Origin of the sequence: Kitasatospora sp. NPDC050543, from assembly GCF_044457565.1 — a bacterium.
In the GTDB taxonomy this organism is placed as follows: Bacteria; Actinomycetota; Actinomycetes; order Streptomycetales; family Streptomycetaceae; genus Kitasatospora.
The window spans coordinates 24,863-51,052 of record NZ_JBITGZ010000038.1 but is presented as its reverse complement, the minus strand read 5'-3'; the positions used below and the strand labels follow the sequence as shown (position 1 = coordinate 51,052).

Genomic DNA, 26,190 nt, shown 5'->3' with positions numbered 1-26,190 from the left:
CACGGCCGCGCCGCTCGCGGCCGGCCCCCGGGCCCGCGGCTGCGCCGCCGGGCGCTGCGGCCGCCGGCTCAGTGCTGCGCGGGGCGGTCCAGGAGGACCACCTCGAACTCCTCCAGGGAGCGCACGGTGATACCGGAGGCGGCCACGGCCTTCGCCCGCGCCTGGGCCTGCGGGGTCCGGGAGGCCGCCAGCGAGGCCTGGTCGGCGAAGATCACACCCACCTGTGCCCGCCCTTCGGCCCGCCGGACCAGCAGGGCGCCGGTGACGAACCCGGGCATCGCCTCCAGGGCGGGCAGGGCGGTCTCGCGGAAGGCGCTGACCAGCGGCTCGGCCTGCGCCGGGTCGAAGTCCGCCCGGACCAGCCGGAACCCGGCACCCGGGCCGACCTCCCCGGGCGGGGCGAACACGGCCGCCTCCCAGACGTCGGTCGCGGTCGTCCCGGCGAACGGCGCCAGCAGCGCGGCGCGGCGCACGCGCAGCTGCTGGTCGCTGTCCCGCTCGGCCTGCTCGCTCTCCCACCAGGACCCCATCTCGATCTTGCCGAGGGTGCGGTCGACGAAGAGGCCGTAGCCCCGGTAGCCGGGCTGCGAGGTGAGCAGACCGACCGCCTCGGCGCGCAGCCCCGCCAGGGCCTGGTCGATCAGGGCCGGATCACCGGTGGCGTAGACCGTACGGACGTACATGGGCGTCTCCTGGCGTCGTCCGGCCGCCGCGCGGGCGCCGGAGCCTTGGTGGGCACGTCCATCCCACGGCCTCCCACCGGCGCGGGCAACGCCACCGCGGCCGTTCGGAGGAGCCGGACCCTACTCGCCCGCCAGGCTCCGCGCGTGGTCGGGCACGTACTTCTGGAGGTCGCGCGGGGGCCGCTGGTAGCCCCTGGACGGCGGCCGGGCGGGCAGGACGATGTCCGGCGCCGCCACCTCGTGGTACGGGACGGTGGTGAGCAGGTGGGCGATCATGTTGATCCTGGCCCGGCGCTTGTCGTCGCTCTCCACCACGTTCCACGGCGAGTCGGGGATGTCCGTGTAGACGAACATCTCGTCCTTGGCCCGGGAGTACTCCTCCCAGTGGGTGATCGACTCGGTGTCCATCGGCGAGAGCTTCCAGCGCCGCATCGGGTCCTGGAGGCGGTCGCGGAAGCGGCGCTCCTGCTCGGTGTCGCTCACGGAGAACCAGTACTTGCGCAGCAGGATCCCCGCCTCGACGAGCATCCGCTCGAAGGTCGGGCACTGGTGCAGGAACTGCCAGTACTCCTCGTCCGTGCAGAACCCCATCACCCGCTCGACACCGGCCCGGTTGTACCAGCTGCGGTCGAAGAGCACGATCTCGCCGGCGGCCGGCAGCTGCTCGACGTACCGCTGGAAGTACCACTGGCCGCGCTGGCGCTCGGTGGGCTTGGGGAGGGCCGCGACCCGGGCGATGCGCGGGTTCAGATACTCCGTCACCCGCTTGATGGCGCCGCCCTTGCCGGCCGCGTCACGGCCCTCGAAGACCACCACCAGCCGGGCGCCCTCGGTACGCACCCACTCCTGAAGCTTCACCAGCTCGTTCTGCAGCCGCAGGAGCTCGCGCTCGTACGGCTCCTTGACGAGGCGCTCGCGCTTGGCCGTGGCCTTCGTCCTGCCCCGGTCCTTGCCCTTGCCCTTGCCCTTGCCTGCCACCTGAGGGCCTCCGCATGATCGGCGGTGCTGACGCCTTCTCACGCTAGGCCTTGGGCGGCCCGGGCGCAGTACGGACGCCTGCGGTGCCGGCGTACCGGGCGGGGTGTCAGCAGCCGGGCCGGGGTGGGGCGGGCGGTGCAGGCGTTGGAAACCGGCCCCCGCCGGTTCCCAACGCCACCCCCTCGTCCGCGCACACCCCCGTACGCGCGCGGCCGCGCCGGCGTGCCCCTGAGCCACCGGCACCGCGTTGCCGCGGTCAGCTGGACCACCATGTACCAGACCTGCCCGACGGGTCCAATACCCCGTTCCATAACCTGTTGGCATGGATATCGACACCCGGCTGCTGCGCTCCTTCGCCGTGGTCTGCGAGGAGGGCCAGCTGACGGCGGCGGCCTCCCGGCTGTTCGTGTCCCAACCCACCCTGACCAAGCAGGTCAGACAGCTGGAGACGCAGCTCGGCGTGGAGCTGTTCCAGCGCTCGCGCAGCGGGATGACACCCACGGCGGCGGGCAGCGCGCTGGCCGCACACGCCACCGCGCTGCTGAGCGCCTGGGACGGCGCGTTGCGGGCCACCCGGGAGGCGGCGGGCCAGGGCTGCCCGGCGGCGCTGCGGGTGGGCTTCGAGGGCAGCACCATCAACCTGATGAACCGGCGGACCGTGACGGAGTTCACCCGCCTGATGCCCGGTTGGCAGGTGGAGATGCGCCAGAACAACTGGTTCGACCCGAGCTCGGGCCTGACGGCGGGCGAGATCGACCTGGCGTTGTGGCACGCGCCGCAGTGGATGGCGCAGCGGTACGCCGTCGCGGTGCTCGGGGTGGAGGAGCGCTGCGCCGTACTGCCGGCCGGGCACCGGCTGGCGGGGCGGGAGCTGATCGACTTCACCGAGCTGGTGGACGATCCGTTCGTGGCGATTCCGCAGGAGTCGGCGTACTGGCGGGACTACTGGCTGGCGATGGACGAGCGGCGGGGGCGTCCGGTGCGGATCGGCGCGGTGGCGCACAACGCGGACGAGTGGCTGGCGGCGGTGGCCTGCGGGCAGGGGATCGGGTTCGCGCCTCAGACGATGAGCCGGCTCGCCCCGCGCTCCGACGTGGTGTACCGGCCGGTGCGGGGGCTGAGCCCGAGCCAGGTCGGGCTGTACTGGCCGCGGGATCGCCCGCTCACCCCGGCGATGTCGGCGTTCATCCGCAGCTGCCGGACGACGATCGCCTTCGCGGCCATGGCGGTGCCGGTCGGGGAGCTCGCAGGTCAGGCCACGTCGGAGGGTTCCGCGTCGAAGGGTTCGGGGTAGCGGCAGCGGCCGCGCGGCGAGCCGTCGTAGGAGGGCAGGGCCAGTGCCTGGAAGTACTCGCCGGGGACCTCGAACGGCCCGGTCACCTCGTGCTCGCCGGCCGGGGTGAAGCCGAACCGGCGGTAGTAGGACGGGTCACCGAGTACCACGACGAGCTTCTCCCCCGCCTCCTCGGCCGCGCGCAGCGCCGCCCGGACGACGAGTTCGCCGACCCCCTGGCGCTGCCACTCGGGTGCGACGGCCACCGGCGCCAGGGCGAGGCCGCGCCCGTCGCCGATCGGGAGCCTGGTGAGCAGCGCATGGCCGACGACCAGCCCGGTGCGGTCGACCGCGACCAGGGACAGCTGCGGCAGCCAGGCCGGGTCCCGGCGCAGCGCGTCCACCAGGTCGGCCTCGTCGGGGCCGGGGAAGGCCGCCATGTGGACCCGTCTGGTGGCCGCGCGGTCCGCGGCGGTCTCAACTCTCGTGCGCAGGCTCATCCCCGCTCCTTCTGTGTCGCACGCCATTGTGGACGAGCCCGGCCGGTGCCGGAACTCGCCCACGGGGCGAATTGCGGCACCGGCCGGGACTCATGAAGGCCGATCCGGAAGGCCGGTCGGCAGACCGGCCGTCAGGCCTGCTGCTCGGTCTCACCCTTGGGCTTGGCGTCGACACCGGCCTCGCGGCGCTGGGCCGGGGTGATCGGGGTCGGCGCGCCGGTCAGCGGGTCCCCACCGGTGGACGTCTTCGGGAAGGCGATGACGTCGCGGATGGTGTCGTAGCCGCCGAGCAGCGTGACGATCCGGTCCAGGCCGAAGGCGACGCCACCGTGCGGCGGCGGGCCGTAGTTGAAGGCGTCCAGCAGGAAGCCGAACTGCGACTGGGCCTCCTCCTCCGAGAGCCCGATCGCGTCGAACGCCCGCTTCTGCACGTCCCGCTGGTGGATACGGATCGAACCGCCGCCCAGCTCCGAGCCGTTGAGCACCAGGTCGTACGCGTTGGAGAGCGCGCTGCCCGGGTCGGTGTCGAAGCTGGCGAGCGACTCGGCGGTCGGGGCGGTGAAGGGGTGGTGCACCGCGTGCCAGCCCTGGAAGTTGCCCTTGTCGTCCTCGATCGGCTCGAACATCGGGAAGTCGACCACCCAGAGGAAGGCCCACTGCGACTCGTCGATCAGCTCGCAGCGGCGGCCGATCTCCAGGCGGGCGGCGCCCAGCAGCTCCTGCGAGGGGGTCTTCTTGCCGGCGGCGAAGAAGATCGCGTCACCGTTCTTGGCGCCCGCGGCGGCGGCGAGGCCGGCCAGGTGCTCCTCGGAGAGGTTCTTGGCGACGGGGCCGCGCAGCTCGCCGGTCTCGGCGTCGATGACGACGTAGGCCAGGCCCCGGGCGCCGCGCGCCTTGGCCCAGTCCTGCCAGGCGTCCAGCTGCTTGCGCGGCTGCGAGGCGCCGCCGGGCATGACGACCGCGCCGACGTACGGGGCCTGGAAGACCCGGAACTCGGTGCCCTTGAAGTACTCGGTGAGGTCGGTGAGCTCCTGGCCGAAGCGGACGTCCGGCTTGTCGGAGCCGTAGCGGCTCATGGCGTCCGCGTAGGTCATCCGCGGCAGCGGGTTGGGGATCTCGTAGCCGTGGACGTCACGCCAGATGGAGCCGATGATCTTCTCGCCGAGGGCCAGGATGTCCTCCTGGTCGACGAAGGAGGCCTCGATGTCCAGCTGGGTGAACTCCGGCTGCCGGTCGGCGCGGAAGTCCTCGTCGCGGAAGCAGCGGGCGATCTGGTAGTAGCGCTCCATGCCGGCCACCATCAGCAGCTGCTTGAACAGCTGGGGCGACTGCGGCAGCGCGTACCAGTGGCCGGGCTGGAGGCGGACCGGGACGAGGAAGTCACGCGCGCCCTCGGGGGTGGAGCGGGTGAGGTACGGCGTCTCGATGTCGAGGTAGTCGTTCTCCTCCATCACCCGGCGGATGATGTTGTTCACCTTGGAGCGCAGCCGCAGACCCTTGGCCGGGCCCTCACGACGCAGGTCCAGGTAGCGGTAGCGCAGCCGGACCTCCTCGTTGACGGTGCCGGGCTCGTACTCGGCGACGGGGAAGGGCAGCGGCGCGGCCTCGGAGAGCACCTCGATCTCGCTGACCACGACCTCGACGGCGCCGGTCGGGATGTCCGGGTTCTCGTTGCCCTCGGGGCGCACCCGGACGTCGCCGACGACCTTGACGCAGTACTCGGCTCGCAGGCCGTGCACGGAGTCGAGGTCGCGCACCACGATCTGGACGGTGCCGGAGGCGTCGCGCAGATCGATGAAGGCGACGCCGCCGTGGTCGCGGCGGCGGGCGACCCAGCCGGCCAGGGTGACGGTGGTGCCGGCCTGCTCCGCGCGGAGCGTGCCCGCGTCGTGCGTGCGGATCACTGCTGCTTCTCCTTCAGGGTGGTGACGAGTGCGTCGAGGGCGACGGGCGTCTGCTCGCCGGTGGTCATGTCCTTCAGCTGGACGACGCCTTCGGCGAGGTCGCGCTCGCCGGCGACCAGGGCCCAGCGGGCGCCCGACCGGTCGGCGGACTTCATGGCGTTCTTGATGCCCTTGACGCCGAACGCGAGGTCCGTGGCGACGCCGGCCCGGCGCAGCTCGGTCACCTTGGCGAACAGGACGCTCTTGGCCTCCTCGCCGAGCGCGACGGCGTACACGGCGGTGGTGGCGGGCAGGTCGAGGACGATGCCCTCGGCCTCCATCGCGAGGTGGGTGCGGTCCACGCCCAGGCCCCAGCCGACGGAGGGCAGCGCCGGGCCGCCGAGCATCTCGGACAGGCCGTCGTAGCGGCCGCCGCCGCCGATCGCGGACTGGGCGCCGAGGCCGTTGTGGACGAACTCGAAGGTGGTACGGGTGTAGTAGTCCAGGCCGCGGACCAGCTTGGGGTCGTCCACGAAGGCGACACCGGCGGCGGTCAGCAGCTCGCGCACCTGCTCGTCGTACGCCTTGCAGTCCTCGCAGAGGTAGTCGCGCAGCCGCGGGGCGTCGGTGAGCTGGGCCTGGACGGCCTCGCGCTTGTCGTCGAGGACCCGCAGCGGGTTGATCTCGGCGCGGCGGCGGGTGTCCTCGTCGAGGTCCAGGCCGGCCAGGAACTCCTGGAGGGCGCCGCGGTACACCGGGCGGCACTGCTTGTCGCCGAGGCTGTTGATGAGCAGCGAGTAGTCGCGCAGGCCCAGCGAGCGGAAGGCGTCGTCGGCCAGGATGATCAGCTCGGCGTCCAGCGCCGGGTCCTCGGCGCCGATCGCCTCGGCGCCGACCTGGGCGAACTGGCGGTAGCGGCCGGCCTGCGGGCGCTCGTAGCGGTAGAAGGAGCCGGAGTACCAGAGCTTGACCGGCAGGTTGCCGAGCTTGTGCAGGTTGGCCTGGAGGGCGGCGCGCACGACCGAGGCGGTGCCCTCGGGGCGCAGCGCGAGGTCTTCCTTGCCGCGCTTGGTGAGGGAGAACATCTCCTTGGTGACGATGTCCGTGGACTCGCCGACGCCGCGGGAGAAGAGCTTGACGTCCTCGAAGACGGGCGTCTCGATGTAGCCGTAGCCGGAGCGGCGCAGCGGCGCGGCGAGGCGCTCGCGGATCGCGAGGAAGGTCGCGGAGCTCGGCGGCAGCAGGTCGTAGGTGCCCTTGGGGGCGGTGAAGGTGCTCAACTTCTCTTCCGTCACATTCCTCGTCGCGGGAAGGCCGCGTTCTCAACGGAGCCGGAGCTCCGCGCCGCCTGCACGAGGTAGGGGTTGGTGGCGCGCTCGCGGCCGATGGTGGTCTGTCCGCCGTGGCCGGAGAGGACCACGGTGGCGTCGTCGAGGGGCAGGCAGACCCGGGCCAGCGAACGCATGATCGCCTCGCTGTCGCCGCCCGGGAGGTCCGTGCGCCCGATGGAGCCGGCGAAGAGCAGGTCGCCCGAGAACAGCACCGGCGGGAGGTCCTCGGCGGCCGGCGTCCTGAAGGTCACCGACCCCTTGGTATGGCCGGGCGCATGGTCGACGGTGAGCCGCAGACCGGCCAGTTCGAGCACGCTGCCGTCCTTGAGCTCGCGCACGTCGTCGGGCTCACCGACGGTGATCGAGCCCATCAGCTGCTGCCCGAGGGAGCGGCCGAGCGCACGCTCCGGGTCGGCCATCATGTAGCGGTCCTCGGGGTGGATCCACGCCGGGACGCCCCGCGCGCCGCAGACCGGCACGACGGAGGCGATGTGGTCGATGTGGCCGTGGGTGAGGACCACCGCGACCGGCTTGAGGCGGTGCTCGCGGATCAGGTCCTCGACGCCCTGGGTCGCCTCGTGGCCCGGGTCGACGATCACGCACTCCTCGCCGGGGGCCGGTGCGACCAGGTAGCAGTTGGTGCCCCAGGCTCCCGCGGGGAATCCGGCGATGAACACGCGAGTCCTCTGTGATCGGGCCGACGAACGGGTGGCGGTGTCTACAAGTCCTCATGCAGCCTACCGGCGGGGCGGCACCGGTTGCGAACCAGATCCGCGCGGGCGGCTCACCTCATCCTTACGGGCGGGGTACCTACACTTGGCCCGCAATGGATGCGATGATCCGCATCAGCATCCCCAGACGTCCAGTGCATGTAGGAGACTCGGCCGGTGGTCACCAGCGAACAGCGGCGGCGGCAGCTCGCCCGCGAGAAGTACGAGCGTCAGGCGCAGCGCCGGGCCGAGGCCCAGCAGCGCGCCCGGCGCCGCAACACCATCATCGGCGCCGCACTGGCGGTCGTGGTGCTCGCGGGCGGCGGCGCCCTGGTCGGTGGTGCGTTCGACTCCGGTGACAAGAAGGAGAAGGACACCGCGGCCCAGGCCCCGCCGACCTCCCCCGCCACCCAGCCCACCGCGGCGCCGACCCGCACGCCGGTCGAGGGCTGCGCCGCCCCGGCCGAGGGCAAGCCGGGCGGCAAGCAGTGGAAGACCGAGCCGGCCCTGACGGTGGACACCAAGGCCGCGTACACCGCGACGCTGGACACCAACTGCGGCAAGGTGACGATCGCGCTCGACGCCGCCAAGGCGCCGCACACGGTGAACTCCTTCGCCTTCCTCTCCGGCGAGCAGTACTTCGACCACGTGAAGTGCCACCGGCTCACCACCGACGGCATCTTCGTGCTCCAGTGCGGCGACCCGACCGCGGGTGACCCGACCGCGGCCGGCGCCAACCCGGGCGGCGCGGGCGGCCCGGGTTACCAGTTCGCCGACGAGAACCTCACCGGCGCGACCTACCCGGCGGGCACGGTGGCGATGGCCAACGCCGGCCCCGGCACCAACGGCAGCCAGTTCTTCCTGGTCTACAAGGACACCAAGCTGCCGCCCAACTACACTCCGTTCGGGAAGATCACCGGCGGCCTGGACTCGCTCCAGAAGATCGCCGACGCGGGCACCCTGGAGCGCTCCAGCGACGGCCACCCGATGGCCGACGTGACGCTCAACTCGGTGACCACCGTCAAGAGTTGACCTCTTCGGTCGCTGCGCACCGCGGGCCTCGGGCCGGCGGGGGCGCAGCGACCGGGGAAATCACCCGGCCCGGATGCGGACAGCACCGGGCCTGGTCGCCTATGTTGGCGTTGTGTAGGGTGCCCAGACCCGTCGGCCGTCACCCTCGGCAACAGGCAAGTACGGCGGGCGGGACGGCGGACCCATCGGTCCGCCGCACATCAACTGTGGACGACGTACGCGGGCCGCCACGGCGGCGGGCGCGACGTCATGTGGAGGACGCGCTATGAGCAGCGACCCGTGGGGCCGTGTCGACGAGCAGGGGACGGTCTACGTCAGGACGGCGGACGGCGAACGCGTCGTCGGCTCCTGGCAGGCCGGCTCCCCCGAGGAGGCCCTCGCCTACTTCGAGCGCAAGTACCAGGGCATCGCGGTGGAGATCGGCCTGCTGGAGAAGCGGGTGCGGACCACCGACCTCGCCGCCAAGGACGCCCAGACGGCGCTGGAGCACCTGCGCACGCAGGTGGTCGACGCGCACGCGGTCGGTGACCTGGACGCGCTGGCCAAGCGGCTCGACGCGCTGAGCACCGAGATCGAGAGCCGTCGCGAGGAGCGCAAGGCCGCCCGCGCCAAGGCCCAGGACGAGACCCGGACGGCCAAGGAGAAGCTGGTCGCCGAGGCCGAGCAGCTCGCCGAGTCCACCCAGTGGCGGGAGGCCGGGGACCGGCTGCGCGCCCTGGTGGACATCTGGAAGGGCCTGCCGCGCCTGGACCGCAAGAGCGACGACGAGCTCTGGCACCGGTTCTCGCACGCGCGCTCGGTCTTCTCCAAGCACCGCAAGGCGCACTTCGCGACCCTGGACGCCGAGCGCGACCAGGCCCGCGCGGCCAAGGAGAAGCTGGTCGCCGAGGCCGAGGCGCTCTCCGGCTCCACCGAGTGGGGTGACACCGCCGCCGCGTACCGCGACCTGATGGCCCGCTGGAAGGCCGCCGGGCGCGCCCAGCGCGACATCGAGGACGAGCTGTGGGCCCGCTTCCGCGGCGCGCAGGACGTGTTCTTCCAGGCCCGCTCCGCCGTGTTCAGTGAGCGCGACGCCGAGCAGGTGGAGAACCAGAAGCTCAAGGAGGTGCTGGCGGCCGAGGCGGAGGCGCTGCTGCCGATCACCGACCTGAAGGCCGCCAAGGCCTCGCTGCGCGACATCAGCGAGCGCTGGGAGGCCATCGGCCACGTGCCGCGCGACGCCCGGCCGAAGCTGGACGCGCGGCTCGGCACGGTCGAGCGGGCGATCCGCGAGGCCGAGGACGCCGAGTGGAAGCGCTCCAACCCGGAGGCCAAGGCCCGCGCGGCCGGCATGACCGGGCTGCTCCAGGCCAAGGCGGACAAGCTGCGGGCCGACCTGGAGAAGGCGAAGGCCGCCGGCAACGCCTCCAGGAGCGCGAAGCTGGAGTCGGAGCTCGCGGGCGTGCAGACGCTGCTGGACCAGGCCCAGAAGAGCCTGGAGGAGTTCTCCGGCTGATCCCCGGCCGATCCGGCCTCCCGGCCGGAGCCGTCGACCCGGACAGCGAGAGGGCCCCACCGCAGAGGCGGTGGGGCCCTCTCGCTGTGCGCCGCGCTACTTGCGGGCCGAGGTGACCCGGTAGACGTCGTACACGCCCTCGACGCCACGGACGGCCTTGAGCACGTGCCCGAGGTGCTTGGGGTCGCCCATCTCGAAGGTGAAGCGGCTCATCGCCACCCGGTCCCGCGAGGTCTGCACCGCCGCCGACAGGATGTTGACGTGCTGGTCGGAGAGCACCCGGGTGACGTCCGAGAGCAGGCGCGAGCGGTCCAGCGCCTCCACCTGGATGGCCACCAGGAAGACCGAGGACTGGGTGGCCGCCCACTCGACCTCGATCATCCGCTCCGGCTGCTGGCTCAGCGACTCCACGTTGACGCAGTCCGCCCGGTGCACCGAGACGCCGTTGCCACGGGTCACGAAGCCGACGATCGGGTCGCCCGGCACCGGGGTGCAGCAGCGCGAGAGCTTCACCCAGACGTCGTCCACGCCCTTGACGATCACGCCCGGGTCGCCCTTGGCCCGGCGGCGTGCCGCCCGGCCGTCGTGCGTCGGGGTGGCCGTCTCGGCGAGGTCCTCGGTGGCGCCCTCCTCGCCGCCGAGCGCCTGCACCAGCTTCTGGACGATGTTCTGCGCCGCGACATGGCCCTCGCCGATCGCCGCGTAGAGCGAGGAGATGTCGGGGTAGCGCATCTCGTGCGCCAGGGTGACCAGCGAGTCGCCGGTCAGGATCCGCTGGATCGGCAGGCCCTGCTTGCGCATCGCCCTGGCGATGGCCTCCTTGCCGTGCTCGATCGCCTCCTCGCGGCGCTCCTTGGAGAACCAGGCGCGGATCTTGTTGCGGGCGCGCGGGGACTTGACGAAGCCCAGCCAGTCCCGGGAGGGCCCGGCGTTCTCCGCCTTGGAGGTGAAGACCTCGACGCTGTCGCCGTTCTCCAACGTGGATTCCAGCGGCACCAGGCGCCCGTTGACCCGGGCTCCTATACAGCGGTACCCGACCTCGGTGTGCACCGCGAAGGCGAAGTCCACCGGCGTGGAGCTGGCCGGCAGCGCTATCACGTCGCCCTTGGGCGTGAAGACGAAGACCTCGTTGTTGGAGAGGTCGAAGCGCAGCGACTCCAGGAACTCGCTCGGGTCCTCGGTCTCCTTCTGCCAGTCCAGCAGCTGCCGCAGCCAGGCCATCTCGTTGACGGCGCCGGCCTTGTCGTCCTTGCGGACCTGCGAGGGGGTGTCGGTGCGGACCTTGGAGGTACCGGCCACCGCCCGCTGCTTGTACTTCCAGTGCGCGGCGATGCCGTACTCGGCCCGCCGGTGCATGTCGAAGGTACGGATCTGGAGCTCGACGGGCTTGCCGCCGGGGCCGATCACCGTCGTGTGCAGCGACTGGTACATGTTGAACTTGGGCATCGCGATGTAGTCCTTGAACCGCCCCGGCACCGGGTTCCACCGCGCGTGGATGGTGCCCAGCGCCGCGTAGCAGTCGCGGACGGTGTCGACCAGGACCCGGATGCCCACCAGGTCGTAGATCTCGGCGAAGTCCCGGCCCCGGACGATCATCTTCTGGTAGACCGAGTAGTAGTGCTTCGGCCTGCCGGTCACGGAAGCGGTGATCCGGGCTCCGCGCAGGTCCCCCTGGACCTGGTCGATGACGGTCGCGAGGTACTCGTCCCGCTTGGGGGCGCGCTCGGCGACCAGCCGCACGATCTCGTCGTACATCTTGGGGTAGAGGATCGCGAAGGCGAGGTCCTCCAGCTCCCACTTGATGGTGTTCATGCCCAGCCGGTGCGCCAGCGGGGCGTAGATCTCCAGCGTCTCGCGGGCCTTCTTCTCCTGCTTCTCCCGCTTGAGGTAGCGCATGGTGCGCATGTTGTGCAGGCGGTCGGCCAGCTTGATCACCAGGACCCGCGGGTCCTTGGCCATCGCCACGACCATCTTGCGGACGGTCTCGGCCTGCGCGGCCTCGCCGAACTTGACCCGGTCCAGCTTGGTGACGCCGTCCACCAGCAGGGCCACCGAGTCGCCGAAGTCCCGGCGCAGCGTCTCCAGGCCGTAGTCGGTGTCCTCGACGGTGTCGTGCAGCAGCCCGGCCATCAGCGTCGCGGCGTCCATGCCCAGCTCGGCCAGGATCGTCGAGACCGCCAGCGGGTGGGTGATGTACGGGTCGCCGCTCTTGCGCTTCTGCCCCCGGTGCCACTTCTCGGCGACGGCGTAGGCCCGCTCGATGTCGCGCAGCAGCGCCGGGTCGGCCTTCGGGTCGTTGGCCCGGATGGAGCGGAACAGCGGCTCCAGCACCGGATTGAGCACGGTGTTGCGCTGGCCGCCGAGGCGGGCCAGGCGGGCCCGCATGCCGCCGGAGGAGGCCGGGCGGGCGAGGGGCGCCACCGGCCGCGACGGGGAGGTCTGAGCCGGGCGCGCCGGGGTCGCCCCCGAGGGCGCGGGCTGTCTGTCGGGGGTGGCGGCGTCGGCCGTGGGCACAACCTCGTCGGGCAAGGACACTCCTCGGGGCGCGGGGCCTGACCCCTCGCACAGTGGGAAGGGATGAATCTTCATGGTACCGAGAGCAGCGGGCCGGTGTTCCGCCGCCCGCCCCTGAAGTGTCGCCCCGACCGGCGGGCGGGCGCGAACGCGCCGAGGGCGGCGGCCGGATTCCTCCGACCGCCGCCCTCATCCGTCCTGCCTCAGGTCACTGCCTCAGACCACGACCAGCGTCTCCAGCGGAGCGCCGCCCAGGTGCTCGGCCAGCTTGGCGCGGCCGTCCAGGAAGCCCAGCTCCATCAGCACGACCACGCCCGCCAGCTCGGCGCCGGCCTCCTTCACCAGGTCCAGCGAGGCGCCGATGGTGCCGCCGGTGGCCAGCACGTCGTCGACCACCAGCACCCGCTCACCGGGTGCGAAGGCGTCGCACTGCACCTCCAGCGTCGCCGAGCCGTACTCCAGCTCGTACGAGCGCCGGAACACCTCGCCGGGCAGCTTGCCCTGCTTGCGGATCGGCACGAAGCCGAGCCCGGCGGCGAAGGCCGCCGGGGCCGCGAGCACGAACCCACGCGCCTCCAGACCCACCACCTTGGTCGCCCCGAGGGCCTCGGCCCGCTCCGCCAGCGCCTTGACCAGAGCCGCGAAGGCCTCGGGGTCGGCGAGCAGCGGCGCGATGTCCTTGAACAGCACGCCGGGCTTCGGGTAGTCGGGGACGTCCCTGATCCTGCTGTTCAACAGGTCGGCCAGGGCGGTGTCGAGGGAGGTCACTGAGGGTCCTTCGATGCGGGGAACGGGATCAGCGCTTGCCGGACGGGCGGCCCTTGGGGCGGGCCCGGCCGGTACGGTCACGCTGCCCGACCATACCCGCCGGGAGGTCCTCGTCCGTGAACTCCTCGCCCGGCGGCACCTCGCCACCGGCCTCGGCCGCGGCCTTGGCCTCGGCGGCGCGGCGCTGGAAGACCTTCTTGGCCAGCGCCTTCATCTCCGGCTGCTCCTCCTTGAGCTGCGCGAGCAGCGGGGTGGCGACGCAGATCGAGGAGTAGGCACCGGCGGCGAGGCCGATGAAGAGCGCGAGCGAGATGTCGTTCAGCGTGCCGGCGCCCAGCAGGCCGCCGCCGATGAACAGCAGGGCCGCGACCGGCAGCAGGGCGACCACCGTGGTGTTGATCGAGCGCACCAGGGTCTGGTTGAGGCCCGCGTTGGCGGCCTCGCTGTAGGTGAGCTTGTTCTGCTTGGTGAGGCCCTTGGTGTTCTCCTTCACGGTGTCGAAGACGACGACCGTGTCGTAGAGCGAGTACCCGAGGATGGTCAGGAAGCCGATCACCGTACCGGGGGTGACCTCGAAGCCCACCAGGGCGTACACGCCGATGGTGATCAGGAGGTCGTGGATGAGGGCGACCAGGGCGGCCACCGCCATCCGCCACTCGAAGGCGATGGCCAGGTAGACCGTCACCAGCACCATGAAGATGACCAGGCCGAGCAGGGCCTTCTGGGAGATCTGCTCACCCCAGCTGGGGCCGATCACCTGGGAGTTGATGTCCTTGACGGGGACGTTGAGCTCCTTGGAGAGCTCGGCGGTGAACGCGCCGCCGGTGATCTCCTTCTCGGAGCTCACCTGGATGCGGATCTCACCCTTGTCGGTCGACTGCACCAGCGCGGTGGAGTCGTGGGTGATGTTGTTGGCCGCCGTCTGCGCCTGGGAGACGGTCAGCCCCGGCTTGGTGACGGTGTAGACCGACCCGCCCTTGAACTCGATGCCCAGGTGCAGGCCCATCGCGAGACCGATCGCGGCGACCAGCACGATGACGCCGGAGATGCTGTACCAGAGCTTGCGGCGCCCGACGAAGTCGAAGCTGACCTCGCCCTGGTAGAGCCGGTGGCCCAGATTGGAGAAGCGTGACATGGCGTCAGGCCTCCTTCGTGGCGGCAGGGGCGGAGGAGCGGCGACGGGTGCTGCGCAGCGGCGGGCGGGCGCCCAGGCGCTTGGGGTCCAGGCCCGACCAGGGATGGCCGTCCGAGAAGAACTTGCGGCGGGCCAGCAGCGTGATCAGCGGCTTGGTGAAGAGGAAGATCACCACGACGTCGAGCGCGGTGGTCAGGCCGAGGGTGAAGGCGAAGCCCTGCACCTTGCCGACCGAGACCAGGTAGAGCACCGCGGCGCAGAGGAAGGACACGAAGTCCGACACCAGGATGGTGCGCCGGGCGCGCGGCCAGGCGCGCTGGACGGCCGGGCGCAGCAGGGCGCCCTCGCGGACCTCGTCGCGGATGCGCTCGAAGTACACGATGAAGGAGTCCGCGGTGATACCGATCGCGACGATCGCGCCGCAGACGGCCGGGAGGTTCAGCGCGAAGCCGATACCGGCACCGAGCAGGCTCATGATCGCGTAGGTCAGCACGGCCGAGACCACCAGACCGGCGATGGAGACCAGGCCGAGGCCGCGGTAGTAGACCAGCGAGTACAGGACGACCAGCAGCATGCCGATCGCGCCGGCGATCAGGCCGGCCTTCAGCTGGTCGCCGCCGAGCTGCGGGGAGACGGTGACGAAGTCGCTCTGGGTGAAGCTCAGCGGCAGCGCGCCGTAGCTCAGCACGTTGGCCAGGTCCTGGGCCTCGGACTGGGTGAAGTTGCCGGAGATGACCGCCGAGCCGCCGGTGATCGACTGGCTGACGTAGGGGTGGGAGACCACCTTGCCGTCCAGGACGATGGCGAACTGGTTGCCCGGGGAGGGCTGGGTGGCGAGCTGGCCGGTGGTGCTGGCGAAGGCGCTGGAGCCCTTGTCGTTGAACTTCAGCTGCACCTGCCAGCCGGCGCCCTGCTGGGTGTCGATGATCGCCTGTGCGTGCGAGACGTCCGCGCCGTTCACGGCGACCGGGCCCAGGGCGAACTTGTTGTAGAGGCCCTGTTCCTTGTCGTAGCTACAGGCGACGGTGGCCTTGGCGGTGTCCGCGCTCTGGTGGTCGATCTGCTGCTCCGGCTTGGAGCAGTCCAGGTCGGCGAACTGCTTCGCGAGGTCCGGCGGCACGGTGCCCTGGGTGAGCGCGGCGGACATGTCCGGCGCGGTAACCGGCGGGGCGGTCGCGGCGCTCGGGGCGGCGCTGGCGCTCGCCGAGGCGCTCGGGGCGGCGGAGCCGCTCGCGGTGGCGCTCGGGGTCGCGCTGGGCGTCCCGTTGGCCGTCAGGGCGCCGCTGACGGCGCGGCCGGCCTTGGTGCCGCTGGCGCTGGGGGTGGCGGTGGCGCCCGCGGGGGGCGAGGCGCTCGGGGCGGCACTGCCGCCGGCCGATGGGCTCGCGGTGGGCGCGGGGACCGTCACGCCGCTGGGCGCGTAGGCGAGGACCGGGCGGAAGTAGAGCTTGGCGGTGGCGCCGACCTGGTCGGCGGCCGACTGCTTGTCACCGCCCTTGGGGATGTTGACGACGATGTTCTTGTCGCCCTGGGTCTGCACCTCCGCCTCGGAGACGCCCATCCCGTTGACGCGCTTCTGGATGATGCCCACCGCGATGTCCATCGTGGACTTGTTGATCGCCTTGGGGTCCTCCGACTTCGCGGTCAGCGTGATGCTGGTACCGCCGGCGAGGTCGATCCCGAGGCGGGGCTTGGTGTTGCCCGTCCCGAACATGAGGGCGACCAATCCGACGGTCACCGCAAGGATCAGGGCCAGTGCCCGTCCCGGGTAGCCGTCGCGCGGGCGCGACTTGGGTGTTGCCACCTTGCTCGTTTCTCCCTGTCCATGCCACCTCCCGCCGGACCCCCGTCCGGCTCGTGGCGGGACGGGGGCATCACGGGACGGCGGCCCTGAGGTCCGTGTGGGCTCGCGGCACTGCGCCGCGCGGCCGGGTGTGCCCGACCGTACTACTTGCTCGCGGGAGCCCCGCCCTCGGCATCGCCCTTCTCGGGGCTTTCCTTCGTGAGCGTCAGCGGCTTCTCGCCCGCCTCGGCCATGACGTCGGCCGTGTCCTGCTCGGCCGGCTCCTCGTCCAGGAGCTCCTCCTCGGCCGGGCGGCCGTTGATGATCGCGTCGTACTCCTGCGGGTCCAGCACCGCGGCGACCGCGCTCTTGGTGAAGTGCGAGACGACGCCGGGGGCGATCTCCAGCTCGACGGTCTCGTCGTTGACGGCCTTCACCTGGGCGTACAGGCCGCCGATCGTGCGCACTCCCGCCCCGGGCTCCAGCGCGGTCTGCATGGTCTGCATCTGCTGCTGGCGCTTCTTCTGCGACCTGAACATCAGGAAGATCGCGGCGATTGGGAGGAGAAGGATGATGAGGTTCACTGCAGCCAGGGTCCTTTACGGGCCGCCGCCCGGGCGGCCTGTGGTAATGGTCGGCCCGTCAGGTGAGAGGGGCGGTCCGGCGGAGTCTAGGCGACCCGTACTGATCGGACAACGCCAAGCATCGCATCCTGCCGCCGAAAGTGGCGAGCATGTACCTGCACGGATTCCTCATCCCGTCCCCTTTTCCTGCACGGGGGCCTTCCCGGGGCTGAACAGCTCGGACTGGGTGGGCACGGCCGCACGGGCCCCCTGGCCGGGCGGGGCCTGCACCGGCGGCGTCAGCCCGAGGTGCTGCCAGGCGGCGGCGGTGGCGATCCGCCCGCGGGGGGTACGGGCGAGCAAGCCCTCGCGTACCAGGAACGGCTCGGCGACCTCCTCGACCGTCTCGGCCTCCTCACCCACGGCGACCGCCAGTGTCGACAAACCGACCGGACCGCCGCCGAACAGCCGGAGCAGCGCGTCCAGCACCGCGCGGTCGAGCCGGTCCAGGCCGCGCGCGTCCACCTCGTACACCTGCAGGGCCTGGGCCGCGATCTCCTGGCTGACCACGCCGTCGTACTTGACCTGGGCGTAGTCGCGCACCCGGCGCAGCAGCCGGTTGGCGATCCGGGGCGTGCCCCGGGAACGGCCGGCGATCTCGGCGGCGCCGGCCGGGTCGATCTCCACGTCCAGCAGGGCGGCCGAGCGGTGCACGACCCGCTGGAGCTCGGCGGGGGCGTAGAACTCCATGTGGCCGGTGAACCCGAAGCGGTCGCGCAGCGGCGGGGGCAGCAGGCCGGCCCGGGTGGTGGCCCCGACCAGGGTGAAGGGCGGCAGCTCCAGCGGGATGGCGGTGGCGCCCGGACCCTTGCCGACGATCACGTCGACCCGGTAGTCCTCCATCGCCATGTAGAGCATCTCCTCGGCGGGCCGGGACATCCGGTGGATCTCGTCGAGGAAGAGCACCTCGCCCTCGGTGAGCGAGGACAGGATCGCCGCCAGATCTCCGGCATGCTGGATGGCGGGGCCCGAGGTGATCCGGATCGGGGCGTTCAGCTCGGCCGCGATGATCATGGACAGGGTGGTCTTGCCCAGCCCGGGCGGGCCGCTGAGCAGGACGTGGTCGGGGGCCTTGCCGCGCTTGCGGGCGGCCTGGAGCACCAGCGAGAGCTGCTCCCGCACCCGCTCCTGCCCGATGAACTCGTCCAGTTGCTTGGGCCGCAGCGCCGCCTCCACCGCCTGGTCCTCGCCGTCGGCGGCGGCCGTCACCAGCCGGTCGGCCGGGTCGGAGTCGTACGGGCTCATCGGGGCGGGCTCCAGTCGTCGGTCGGGCGATGCGGAAGGTTCGGATACTGCCGGTGCTGCCGGTGCTGCCGGTGCTGCGCGCGGGGCGGGCGGGGCGGGCGGGGTGCTCGGTACGGGCGGTGGGGCCCGGTCAGCGGGTGCGGTTGAGCGTGCGCAGGGCGGCCCTGAGCAGGGCGCCGACGTCGGGGCTGGACTGCTCCTCGGCCTGCGGGGCGACCGCCGCGACGGCGTCGTCCGCCTCGCGCGGAGCGTAGCCGAGGCCGACCAGCGCCGAGTGCAGCTGCTCGCTCCACGGCGCCGGCCCTGCGGCCAGCGGCTTCTGCGCCGGGACACTGCCCACCGGGGCGCCGAGCTTGTCCTTGTACTCCAGCAGCAGCTTCTGTGCCTTGGCCTTGCCGATGCCCGGCACCTTGATCAGCGCCTTCTCGTCCCCGCCGGCGATGGCCAGGCGCAGCGCGTCGGGACTGTGCACGCCCAGGATCGCCTGCGCGAGCCGGGGCCCGACGCCGGGGGCCGCCTGGAGGATCTCGAAGGTCGCGCGCTCGTCATCGTCGACAAAGCCGTAAAGCGTCAGGGAGTCCTCGCGGACCACCAGCGAGGTGTGCAGCCGGGCCGGCTCGCCCGTGCGCAGGGCGGCCAGCGTGGCGGGGGTGCACTGCAGCGCCAGGCCCACGCCGCCGACCTCGACCACGGCGGCGTGACTGGTGAGGGCCGCGACCGGCCCCTGGACGAACGCGATCACCGGCGGTACTCCTGACGTGCGGCTGGGCGGGCGGTCGAGCGGGCGGCCACGGCCGGCCCCGGGGCCTTGGCGAGCGCGGCGGCGATCCGGTCGGTGGCCGCCCCGCGCCAGATGTGGCAGATGGCGAGGGCCAGCGCGTCGGCCGCGTCGGCGGGCTTGGGCGGGGCATCCAGCCGCAGCAGCCGCGTCACCATGGCGGTGACCTGCGCCTTGTCGGCGCGGCCCGAGCCGGTGACGGCCGCCTTGACCTCGCTGGGGGTGTGCAGGGTGACGGGCAGGCCGCGTCTGGTCGCGCAGAGCATCGCGACGGCGCTGGCCTGGGCCGTGCCCATCACGGTGCTGACGTTGTGCTGGGCGAAGACCCGCTCGACGGCGACCAGATCGGGCCGGTGTTCGTCCAGCCAGCTCTCCATGCCCTGCTCTATCAGCAGCAGCCGCTGCCCGATCTCCGCGTCGGCGGGCGTGCGCAGCACCCCGACGCCGACCATCCGCAGCGGGCGCCCCGGCGAGCCGTCGACCACGCCGACACCGCACCTGGTCAGCCCAGGGTCCACTCCCAGCACCCGCACCCGCGTACCTGCCTCTCGTCCGATCCACCGAAGGCTATCGGGCGGGTCCGACAGGCGGACCGACGACACCGGCCCGGCGGTCCCTGGGGACCACCGGGCCGGACGGTGCGACTGCCGCTACGGGCGCCTACTCGGCGTCGAGCTGGGCGCCGACCTCGTCGCTGATGTCGAAGTTGGCGAAGACGTTCTGCACGTCGTCGCTGTCCTCCAGGGCGTCGATCAGCTTGAAGATCTTGCGGGCGCCGTCGACGTCCAGCTCGACCTGCACGCTCGGCACGAAGTTGGCGTCGGCCGAGTCGTAGTCCAGACCGGCGTCCACCAGCGCGGTGCGCACGGCGACCATGTCGGTGGCCGCGCTGATCACCTCGTAGGACTCGCCGAGGTCGTTGACCTCCTCGGCGCCGGCGTCCAGGACGACCTCGAACACCTTGTCCTCGTCGACACCGTCGGCCTTGGGGACGATCACGACACCCTTGCGGGTGAACATGTACGACACCGAGCCCGGGTCGGCCATCGAGCCGCCGTTGCGGGTCATCGCCACGCGCACGTCGGAGGCGGCACGGTTGCGGTTGTCGGTGAGGCACTCGATGAGCACCGCCACGCCGTTGGGGCCGTAACCCTCGTACATGATGGTCGAGTAGTCGGCCCCGCCGGCCTCCGCGCCCGAACCGCGCTTGACGGCGCGGTTGATGTTGTCGATCGGGACGGAGCTCTTCTTCGCCTTCTGGATGGCGTCGTACAGCGTCGGGTTACCCGCCGGGTCGCCGCCGCCGGTGCGCGCCGCCACCTCGATGTTCTTGATCATCTTGGCGAAGAGCTTGCCGCGCTTGGCGTCGATCACGGCCTTCTTGTGCTTGGTGGTAGCCCACTTAGAGTGGCCGGACATCGCCAGCTCCTTTACGTCGCCAAAAGGGAAATGAACAGAAGAGATCCTACCGGTGCCGCACCCCGCACCGGGCACCGGACCGGGGCGCGCCTCGCGGGCGGCGCTCCGGCCGGGCCGGGCCGCCCGGCCTAGGCCAGGGCCGCCTCGACCATCCGCACGAAGTACGCGTGCACGCGGTGATCGCCCGTCAGTTCGGGGTGGAAGGAGGTCGCCAGCAGATTGCCCTGACGGACCGCCACGATCCGGCTCTCCGGACCGTCCGCGGCGGGCAGCTCGGCGAGCACCTCGACGCCGGCGCCCACGGCCTCGACCCAGGGGGCGCGGATGAAGACGCCGTGCACCGGCTCGCCGGCCAGGCCCTGGAAGGCGAGGGCGGACTCGAAGGACTCGTTCTGGCGGCCGAAGGCGTTGCGGCGCACGGTCATGTCTATGCCGCCGACGGTCTCCTGGTCGTCCCGGCCGTCCAGGATCTTGTCGGCCAGCATGATCATGCCCGCGCAGGAGCCGTAGACCGGCATCCCGCCGGCGACCCGCTCACGCAGCGGCGCCATCATCCCGAAGGCCAGCGCCAGCTTCGACATGGTGGTGGACTCCCCGCCGGGGATCACCAGGGCGTCGACCTCGGCCAGCTCCTCGGGGCGGCGCACCGGGCGGGCGAGCGCGTCGGCCTCGGCGAGCGCGATCAGGTGCTCGCGGACGTCGCCCTGCAGGGCGAGGACACCGATGACTGGGGTGCTGCTGGACACGGTTGCTACCTCTTCAGACTTCTCGAACGGACGACGCACGACGGCCCGCCGCGCCGAGAATCCGCGCGGCGGGCCGTCGGGCAGGGACTACCAGCCGCGGTTGGCGTACCGCTCGGTCTCGGGCAGGGTGTCGCAGTTGATGCCGACCATGGCCTCGCCGAGGCCGCGCGAGACGTCCGCGATGACCTTCGGGTCGTCGTAGAACGTGGTGGCCTTGACGACGGCGGCGGCGCGCTTGGCCGGGTCGCCGGACTTGAAGATGCCGGAGCCGACGAACACGCCCTCGGCGCCGAGCTGCATCATCAGGGCGGCGTCGGCCGGGGTGGCCACGCCACCGGCGGAGAACAGCACGACCGGGAGCTTGCCCAGCTGCGCGACCTCCTTCACCAGCTCGTACGGCGCCTGGAGGTTCTTGGCCGCGACGTAGAGCTCGTTCTCGTCGAGGGTGGCCAGGCGGCGGATGTCACCGTTGATCTGGCGCATGTGGCGCACGGCCTCGACCACGTTGCCGGTGCCGGCCTCGCCCTTGGAGCGGATCATGGCCGCACCCTCGGCGATGCGGCGCAGGGCCTCGCCCAGGTTGGTGGCGCCGCAGACGAAGGGGGTGGTGAAGGCCCACTTGTCGGAGTGGTTGACCTCGTCGGCCGGGGTCAGCACCTCGGACTCGTCGATGTAGTCGACGCCGAGCGCCTGCAGGACCTGGGCCTCGACGAAGTGGCCGATACGGGACTTGGCCATCACCGGGATGGAGACCGCGTTGATGATGCCGTCGATCATGTCCGGGTCGGACATCCGGGCCACGCCGCCGTCCTTGCGGATGTCGGCCGGAACGCGCTCCAGGGCCATGACGGCCACGGCACCGGCGTCCTCGGCGATCTTCGCCTGCTCGGCGTTGACCACATCCATGATCACACCGCCCTTGAGCTGCTCGGCCATGCCGCGCTTGACCCGGGCGGTGCCGATCTGCGGCTGGTCTGCGGTGATGGGGGTGGTGGACACGTGAGACCTCACTCGAAGATGAACCAGTGCTATCGCCCTATGTTAGGCGGAAGACAGGCCGGATCGATGCGCCACCAAGTCCATCCCGGCCCTCGGGATACGACAAACAGGCCGAACCGCCACCGGCCGCCGAGGTCAGGCCGGAGCGCCCTCGGGGGTCAGCGCAATCGGAGGCTCGTCGTCCATTTCGAAGGCCATCGGGAACGGCGCCTTGCCCGCCAGCCGGAAGTAGCGCACCAGCCGGTGCTCACGGACGGCACGCGCCGCCCGCACCGCGTCATTGTGGAAGCGCCGGGCCATCGGAACCCGGCGTACCGCGGCCGTCAGATCCTTCACAGCTTCTTCACCACCGGGCGCGGCGATCAGCGCCGCCACCTGCTCCGGCTCCGCGAAGACCGCCCGCAGCGCCAGACTCAACTCGCTCTCGGCGACCTCACGCTGCTCGTCCTCCGCCTGCCGGGCCGCGTGCGAGGCCTCGTACAGCAGCAGTGAGGCCGCCGGGTCCAGCTGCGAGGAAGTCGCCAGCTCCAGCGCGACGGAGGCCCGGCGGACCAGCTGCGCGTCCAGTGCCGCGCGGGCGGCGTCGATCCGGGCGTGCAGGCGGTCCAGCCGGCCGGCCGTCCAACTGAGGTACATCCCGAACAGCACCACGGCCACAGCGGCCCAGATCCACGTAGTCACGGGGCGCTACGCTACCCGCTGCCGCCGGGTCAGCCGGCGAGCGTCACACCCCGGTAGCTGCCACGGTCGATGTCGACCACGTTCACCGCCGCGTGCAGCGGCTCCCCCGGCGCCGGTGCGAGGTGCTCGGCCACCAGCGCCAGCACCGCCTCGCTCAGCTCGGCCTTGGCCTCGGCGCTGCGCCCGGGGAAGATCTGGAACTCCACGAACACCAGCGCGTGCGGGGCCACGCGCTCGCCCACCACCGACTCCTCGACCTGACGGAAGCGCGTCTTGCAGGCCTCCGGCGTCGCGGCGATGGTCTTCACCGTCAGGGCGTTCAACGCCAGGCCGAAGGCCTGCCGGTCGAAGGAGCCCGCCAGGTGGGCGGAGTAGTCGACGGAGATCTGCGGCATCGGGGCCTCCAGGCATCGGACGGTCAACGCGGCGGCCGCCCGCGGCCGCGGCCGGTCCCCGGCGCCCACCCTAGCGACCGGACGCCGCCCGCGAGCGGGCACCGCGGAAGCCCGCCCCGGGAGAGCACCGGCCGTCAGTCCCGGGCGAGGCCCAGGCGACCGCGCCAGCCACCGGCGGTGCGCTCGTCCTCCTCCACCACGGCGGCCGTACCGGCCGTCACCGTCTCGTACACCGACAGGATGTCCGCACCGACCGTCGACCAGTCGAAGCGCCGCACGTGCCGCGAGGCCGCCTTGCGCAGCTCCTCCAGCCGGTCCGGGTCGCCCAGCAGCCGGACCGCCGCCGAGGCCAGCGCGTCCGCGTCCTCCACCGGGAACAGCTCGCCCGCGTCACCGCCGTCCAGCACCTGCTTGAACGCGTCCAGGTCGCTCGCCAGCACCGGAGCGCCCGCCGACATCGCCTCGACCAGGATGATCCCGAAGCTCTCGCCACCGGTGTTCGGCGCCACGTACAGGTCCACGCTGCGCAGCAGCCTGGCCTTGTCCTGATCGCTGACCATGCCGAGGAACTCCACCTGGGCCCGGACCTCGGGGGCCAGGCCCGCCACGGCCTCCTCCTCGTCGCCCTTGCCGGCCACCAGCAGCCGCACGCCGGGGCGCTCGGCGAGGATCTTCGGCAGCGCGGCCAGCAGCGTCGGCAGGCCCTTGCGCGGCTCGTTGATCCGGCCGATGAAGCCGATCGTGCCCGGCCCGCCGTCGGCGACCCCGCCCGTCCAGCGCTCGTCCGGCTCGGCGTCCGCGAAGAAGCCGACGTCCACGCCGTTGGGGATCACCACCGCGTCGCCGCCCAGGTGCTCCACCAGGGTGCGCCGGGCGTACTCGCTGACCGCGATTCGGGCGCGCATCTTCTCCAGCCCGGGCTGGAGGATGGGCGAGGCCGCGATCATCGCCCGCGAACGCGGGTTGGAGGTGTGGAAGGTGCCGACCATCGGCCCGGAGGCCGACCACGCCGCCAGCATCGACAGGCTCGGCGAGGCCGGCTCGTGCACGTGCAGGATGTCGAAGCGGCCCTCGTTCAGCCAGCGCCGCACCCGCGCCGCCGACAGGATCCCGAAGCTGAGCCGCGCCACCGAGCCGTTGTACGGCACGGCCACCGCCCGCCCGGCCGAGACCACGTACGGCGGCAGCGCCTCGTCGTCCTCCGCGGGCGCCAGCACCGAGACCTCGTGGCCGAGCCCGATCAGGTGCTCGGCCAGGTCCCGGATGTGGAACTGCACGCCACCGGGGACGTCCCAGTCGTACGGGCAGACGATGCCGATCTTCACGAGCTTCCTCTCACGCTGCTTCAGGACCCGGCCGGCTCGGCGGCGGGCTCGGTGCCGGGCGCGGCGAACGGCCGCTCGGCGGCCGCACTCTCGCGCAGCGGCAGGTCGGCCAGCCACAGGCGTTGCAGCATGTGCCAGTCCTCGGAATGCTCACGGATGCCCTCGGCCCAGATGTCCGCCATCGACTGGACCATCGCGGCCGTCTGCTCCTTGCGCTCGCCGTCCCCGGCCGGCGGCAGCACCTCGGGGTGGATCCGCCCGCGCATCACCGGGCCCTCGTACCAGAGCGTGACGGGCAGCAGGGCCGCCCCCGTACGCAGGCAGAGCGCGGCGGGGCCGGGCGGCATCCGGGTCCGCTCGCCGAAGAACTCGACCTCGACGCCCGCCTCGGACAGGTCGCGGTCGCCGACCAGGCAGACCAGCTTGCCCGCGCGCAGCCGCCGGGCCAGCGTGCCGACCACCGAGACCTCGCCTCCGGTCAGGGCCAGCACCTCCATCCCCAGGCCCTCGCGGTACGCCACGAAGCGGTCGAAGAGCTTCTCCGGCTTGAGCCGCTCGGCGACGGTGGTGAAGGGGTAGCCCACGTGCGAGGCCACCCAGGCGCCCGCCAGGTCCCAGTTGCCCATGTGCGGCAGCGCTATCACCGCGCCGCGCCCGGACTCCATCGCCGCGCTCAGGTGCTCCACCCCGTCGACCAGCACGCCGCGGGCGATCCGCTGCCGGCTCCAGGTCGGCAGCCGGAACGACTCCATCCAGTACCGCAGGTACGAGCGCATCCCGGCCCTGGACAGCTCCCGCAGCCGGGCCTCGTCCGCGTCCGGGTGCACCCGCAGCAGGTTGGCCTCCAGCTGGAGCACCCGCTTGCCGCGCTTGCGCCACGCCGCGTCCGCGATCTGGTCGAACAGCCCGCGCGCCGCCGGCTCGGGCAGGTGCTTCAGCACCGCCCAGCCCGTCGCGTAGGCCGAGTAGACAAGTCGGTCCTTCACACGCCCCCCTGGCTCCCCGCCGCAACGCGGTCCGCCTCGAACGCCTCGCGGCGCACCGTCAGCATCCGCTGGAACACCGTCACCAGACTGCCCGCCGCGACCACCCACAGGGCGAACGGCAGCAGCCACTCCACATAGGGCACCCCGAAGGTGTGCAGCCCCGCGACCCCCGCCGCGACCAGGCTGATCACCAGCCGCTCGGCCCGCTCCACCAGCCCGGACACGTCGCACGGCAGGCCCTGGCTCTCCGCCCGCGCCTTGGTGTACGACACCACCAGACCGCTCGCCAGGCAGAAGATCGCCACCGCGCAGAGCAGGTTGTTGTCCCCCAGGCCCGCGTACCACATGGCCAGCCCGCCGAAGATCGCCGCGTCCGCGACCCGGTCCAGGGTGGAGTCCAGGAACGCCCCCCACTTGCTGGTACGGCCCAGCTGGCGGGCCATGTTGCCGTCCACCAGGTCCGAGAAGATGAACAGGGTGATCGTGATGGTGCCCCAGAAGAACTCCCCACGCGGGAAGAACACCAGCGCGCCGGCCACCGACCCGGCCGTGCCGATCAGCGTCACCGCGTCCGGGCTCACACCCAGGCGGATCAGAAAGGCGGCGAAGGGCGTCAGGACACGTGTGAAGAAGGCACGCGCGTATTTGTTGAGCATGGCCTTCCGGACCGCTCCGATCTCACCGGTCTCCGCCTGGGGCCGCGCTCGGCGGCAGGCGGCCGAATGGATCGACCCACCCGGCTGACCCATGGTATCCACGCCGCACACACACTCCCGCGCCCCACACCGCCCCACGATCGTCCGACCCCAACTGCCAATCACTCAAGGCGCATAGCTGCACACAAGCAGTGACCATACGCCTCCGGGCCAGAGCGCCCGAAGGCGGCAGACAGCACCCGCCGCAGGGCG

Annotated in this window: 25 protein-coding genes; 3 read left to right on the top strand and 22 right to left on the bottom strand. The window is 72.0% G+C overall.

Annotation, left to right across the window (positions count from 1 at the left end):
• Positions 1–68: 68 nt before the first annotated feature.
• Positions 69–683 carry a hypothetical protein gene (locus ACIBH3_RS31250; RefSeq protein ID WP_396315472.1) on the bottom strand — a complete coding sequence of 205 codons (615 nt, stop codon included), beginning with the start codon at positions 681–683 and terminating at the stop codon, positions 69–71.
• A 120-nt stretch (positions 684–803) separates the two neighbouring features.
• On the bottom strand, positions 804–1,661 hold the full coding sequence (gene ppk2, locus ACIBH3_RS31245) for a polyphosphate kinase 2 (RefSeq protein ID WP_396315471.1): 858 nt from the start codon (positions 1,659–1,661) through the stop codon (positions 804–806).
• Between the two features lie 322 nt (positions 1,662–1,983).
• Here ppk2 and ACIBH3_RS31240 point away from each other — a divergent pair, with 322 nt between their 5' ends.
• Positions 1,984–2,955, top strand: coding sequence for a LysR family transcriptional regulator (locus ACIBH3_RS31240; protein ID WP_396315470.1), 972 nt, complete (start codon positions 1,984–1,986; stop codon positions 2,953–2,955).
• Here the strand turns inward: ACIBH3_RS31240 and ACIBH3_RS31235 are convergent.
• The 4 genes from ACIBH3_RS31235 to ACIBH3_RS31220 all read right to left on the bottom strand — a co-directional run bounded on the left by ACIBH3_RS31235 (position 2,913) and on the right by ACIBH3_RS31220 (position 7,325).
• Positions 2,913–3,434 (bottom strand): GNAT family N-acetyltransferase, encoded by a 522-nt coding sequence (locus ACIBH3_RS31235; protein WP_396315469.1) that lies wholly within the window; start codon positions 3,432–3,434, stop codon positions 2,913–2,915. The two genes, ACIBH3_RS31240 and ACIBH3_RS31235, sit on opposite strands and share 43 nt — an antisense overlap.
• 131 nt (positions 3,435–3,565) lie before the next feature.
• Positions 3,566–5,338 (bottom strand): aspartate--tRNA ligase, encoded by a 1,773-nt coding sequence (gene aspS, locus ACIBH3_RS31230; protein ID WP_396315468.1) that lies wholly within the window; start codon positions 5,336–5,338, stop codon positions 3,566–3,568.
• Positions 5,335–6,597, bottom strand: a complete 1,263-nt coding sequence (gene hisS, locus ACIBH3_RS31225) for a histidine--tRNA ligase (protein WP_396315467.1) — start codon at positions 6,595–6,597, stop codon at positions 5,335–5,337. The genes aspS and hisS overlap by 4 nt, the downstream gene beginning before the upstream one ends.
• Positions 6,598–6,608: 11 nt before the next feature.
• A complete protein-coding gene (locus ACIBH3_RS31220; RefSeq protein WP_396315466.1) occupies positions 6,609–7,325 on the bottom strand; it encodes an MBL fold metallo-hydrolase in 717 nt (238 codons plus the stop codon).
• A gap of 210 nt (positions 7,326–7,535) precedes the next feature.
• On the opposite strand from ACIBH3_RS31220, the gene ACIBH3_RS31215 reads away from it, so the two are divergent.
• Positions 7,536–8,390: a peptidylprolyl isomerase gene (locus ACIBH3_RS31215; protein WP_396315465.1), complete on the top strand. Its 855-nt coding sequence runs from the start codon at positions 7,536–7,538 to the stop codon at positions 8,388–8,390.
• A 265-nt stretch (positions 8,391–8,655) separates the two neighbouring features.
• Positions 8,656–9,885: a DUF349 domain-containing protein gene (locus ACIBH3_RS31210; protein ID WP_396315464.1), complete on the top strand. Its 1,230-nt coding sequence runs from the start codon at positions 8,656–8,658 to the stop codon at positions 9,883–9,885.
• A gap of 96 nt (positions 9,886–9,981) precedes the next feature.
• On the opposite strand, the gene ACIBH3_RS31205 is transcribed toward ACIBH3_RS31210, so the two are convergent.
• The 16 genes from ACIBH3_RS31205 to pgsA all read right to left on the bottom strand — a co-directional run bounded on the left by ACIBH3_RS31205 (position 9,982) and on the right by pgsA (position 26,031).
• On the bottom strand, positions 9,982–12,474 hold the full coding sequence (locus tag ACIBH3_RS31205; RefSeq protein ID WP_396315463.1) for a RelA/SpoT family protein: 2,493 nt from the start codon (positions 12,472–12,474) through the stop codon (positions 9,982–9,984).
• Positions 12,475–12,615: 141 nt separating this feature from the next.
• Positions 12,616–13,167, bottom strand: a complete 552-nt coding sequence (locus tag ACIBH3_RS31200) for an adenine phosphoribosyltransferase (protein ID WP_396315462.1) — start codon at positions 13,165–13,167, stop codon at positions 12,616–12,618.
• Positions 13,168–13,195: 28 nt separating this feature from the next.
• On the bottom strand, positions 13,196–14,302 hold the full coding sequence (gene secF, locus ACIBH3_RS31195; RefSeq protein WP_396315461.1) for a protein translocase subunit SecF: 1,107 nt from the start codon (positions 14,300–14,302) through the stop codon (positions 13,196–13,198).
• A 4-nt stretch (positions 14,303–14,306) separates the two neighbouring features.
• Positions 14,307–16,106 carry a protein translocase subunit SecD gene (gene secD / locus ACIBH3_RS31190; protein WP_396315460.1) on the bottom strand — a complete coding sequence of 600 codons (1,800 nt, stop codon included), beginning with the start codon at positions 16,104–16,106 and terminating at the stop codon, positions 14,307–14,309.
• Positions 16,107–16,249: 143 nt separating this feature from the next.
• Positions 16,250–16,669, bottom strand: coding sequence for a preprotein translocase subunit YajC (gene yajC / locus ACIBH3_RS31185; RefSeq protein ID WP_396315459.1), 420 nt, complete (start codon positions 16,667–16,669; stop codon positions 16,250–16,252).
• Positions 16,670–16,837: 168 nt separating this feature from the next.
• A complete protein-coding gene (gene ruvB, locus ACIBH3_RS31180; protein ID WP_396315458.1) occupies positions 16,838–17,953 on the bottom strand; it encodes a Holliday junction branch migration DNA helicase RuvB in 1,116 nt (371 codons plus the stop codon).
• A 130-nt stretch (positions 17,954–18,083) separates the two neighbouring features.
• Positions 18,084–18,695 carry a Holliday junction branch migration protein RuvA gene (gene ruvA, locus ACIBH3_RS31175; RefSeq protein WP_396315457.1) on the bottom strand — a complete coding sequence of 204 codons (612 nt, stop codon included), beginning with the start codon at positions 18,693–18,695 and terminating at the stop codon, positions 18,084–18,086.
• Entirely contained in the window at positions 18,692–19,264 is a 573-nt protein-coding gene (gene ruvC, locus ACIBH3_RS31170; RefSeq protein ID WP_396315456.1) for a crossover junction endodeoxyribonuclease RuvC, read from the bottom strand. Before ruvC ends, ruvA begins: the two co-directional genes overlap by 4 nt.
• Before the next feature lie 127 nt (positions 19,265–19,391).
• Positions 19,392–20,150, bottom strand: coding sequence for a YebC/PmpR family DNA-binding transcriptional regulator (locus ACIBH3_RS31165; protein WP_396315455.1), 759 nt, complete (start codon positions 20,148–20,150; stop codon positions 19,392–19,394).
• 128 nt (positions 20,151–20,278) lie between these two features.
• The gene (gene pdxT, locus ACIBH3_RS31160) at positions 20,279–20,896 is read right to left on the bottom strand and encodes a pyridoxal 5'-phosphate synthase glutaminase subunit PdxT (RefSeq protein ID WP_396315454.1); all 618 of its coding nucleotides are present in this window, start codon (positions 20,894–20,896) and stop codon (positions 20,279–20,281) included.
• 87 nt (positions 20,897–20,983) lie between these two features.
• Positions 20,984–21,895, bottom strand: a complete 912-nt coding sequence (gene pdxS / locus ACIBH3_RS31155; protein ID WP_396315453.1) for a pyridoxal 5'-phosphate synthase lyase subunit PdxS — start codon at positions 21,893–21,895, stop codon at positions 20,984–20,986.
• A gap of 135 nt (positions 21,896–22,030) precedes the next feature.
• The gene (locus tag ACIBH3_RS31150) at positions 22,031–22,531 is read right to left on the bottom strand and encodes a hypothetical protein (RefSeq protein ID WP_396315481.1); all 501 of its coding nucleotides are present in this window, start codon (positions 22,529–22,531) and stop codon (positions 22,031–22,033) included.
• Positions 22,532–22,605: 74 nt separating this feature from the next.
• On the bottom strand, positions 22,606–22,971 hold the full coding sequence (locus ACIBH3_RS31145) for a 5-carboxymethyl-2-hydroxymuconate Delta-isomerase (RefSeq protein ID WP_396315452.1): 366 nt from the start codon (positions 22,969–22,971) through the stop codon (positions 22,606–22,608).
• Between the two features lie 134 nt (positions 22,972–23,105).
• Positions 23,106–24,296: a glycosyltransferase family 4 protein gene (locus ACIBH3_RS31140; protein WP_396315451.1), complete on the bottom strand. Its 1,191-nt coding sequence runs from the start codon at positions 24,294–24,296 to the stop codon at positions 23,106–23,108.
• A 20-nt stretch (positions 24,297–24,316) separates the two neighbouring features.
• Entirely contained in the window at positions 24,317–25,282 is a 966-nt protein-coding gene (locus ACIBH3_RS31135; protein WP_396315450.1) for a phosphatidylinositol mannoside acyltransferase, read from the bottom strand.
• A complete protein-coding gene (pgsA, locus tag ACIBH3_RS31130; RefSeq protein WP_396315480.1) occupies positions 25,279–26,031 on the bottom strand; it encodes a phosphatidylinositol phosphate synthase in 753 nt (250 codons plus the stop codon). Before pgsA ends, ACIBH3_RS31135 begins: the two co-directional genes overlap by 4 nt.
• Positions 26,032–26,190 lie beyond the last annotated feature (159 nt).

Coding starts and splice junctions, on each gene's coding strand:
- ACIBH3_RS31250 (WP_396315472.1), bottom strand. CDS start 683: ATGTACGTCCGTACGGTCTACGCCACCGGTGATCCGGCCCTGATCGAC.
- ACIBH3_RS31240 (WP_396315470.1), top strand. CDS start 1,984: ATGGATATCGACACCCGGCTGCTGCGCTCCTTCGCCGTGGTCTGCGAG.
- ACIBH3_RS31235 (WP_396315469.1), bottom strand. CDS start 3,434: ATGAGCCTGCGCACGAGAGTTGAGACCGCCGCGGACCGCGCGGCCACC.
- ACIBH3_RS31210 (WP_396315464.1), top strand. CDS start 8,656: ATGAGCAGCGACCCGTGGGGCCGTGTCGACGAGCAGGGGACGGTCTAC.
- ACIBH3_RS31205 (WP_396315463.1), bottom strand. CDS start 12,474: ATGAAGATTCATCCCTTCCCACTGTGCGAGGGGTCAGGCCCCGCGCCC.
- secF (WP_396315461.1), bottom strand. CDS start 14,302: ATGTCACGCTTCTCCAATCTGGGCCACCGGCTCTACCAGGGCGAGGTC.
- ruvB (WP_396315458.1), bottom strand. CDS start 17,953: ATGAGCCCGTACGACTCCGACCCGGCCGACCGGCTGGTGACGGCCGCC.
- ACIBH3_RS31165 (WP_396315455.1), bottom strand. CDS start 20,150: ATGTCCGGCCACTCTAAGTGGGCTACCACCAAGCACAAGAAGGCCGTG.
- ACIBH3_RS31150 (WP_396315481.1), bottom strand. CDS start 22,531: ATGTACCTCAGTTGGACGGCCGGCCGGCTGGACCGCCTGCACGCCCGG.
- ACIBH3_RS31145 (WP_396315452.1), bottom strand. CDS start 22,971: ATGCCGCAGATCTCCGTCGACTACTCCGCCCACCTGGCGGGCTCCTTC.
- pgsA (WP_396315480.1), bottom strand. CDS start 26,031: ATGGGTCAGCCGGGTGGGTCGATCCATTCGGCCGCCTGCCGCCGAGCG.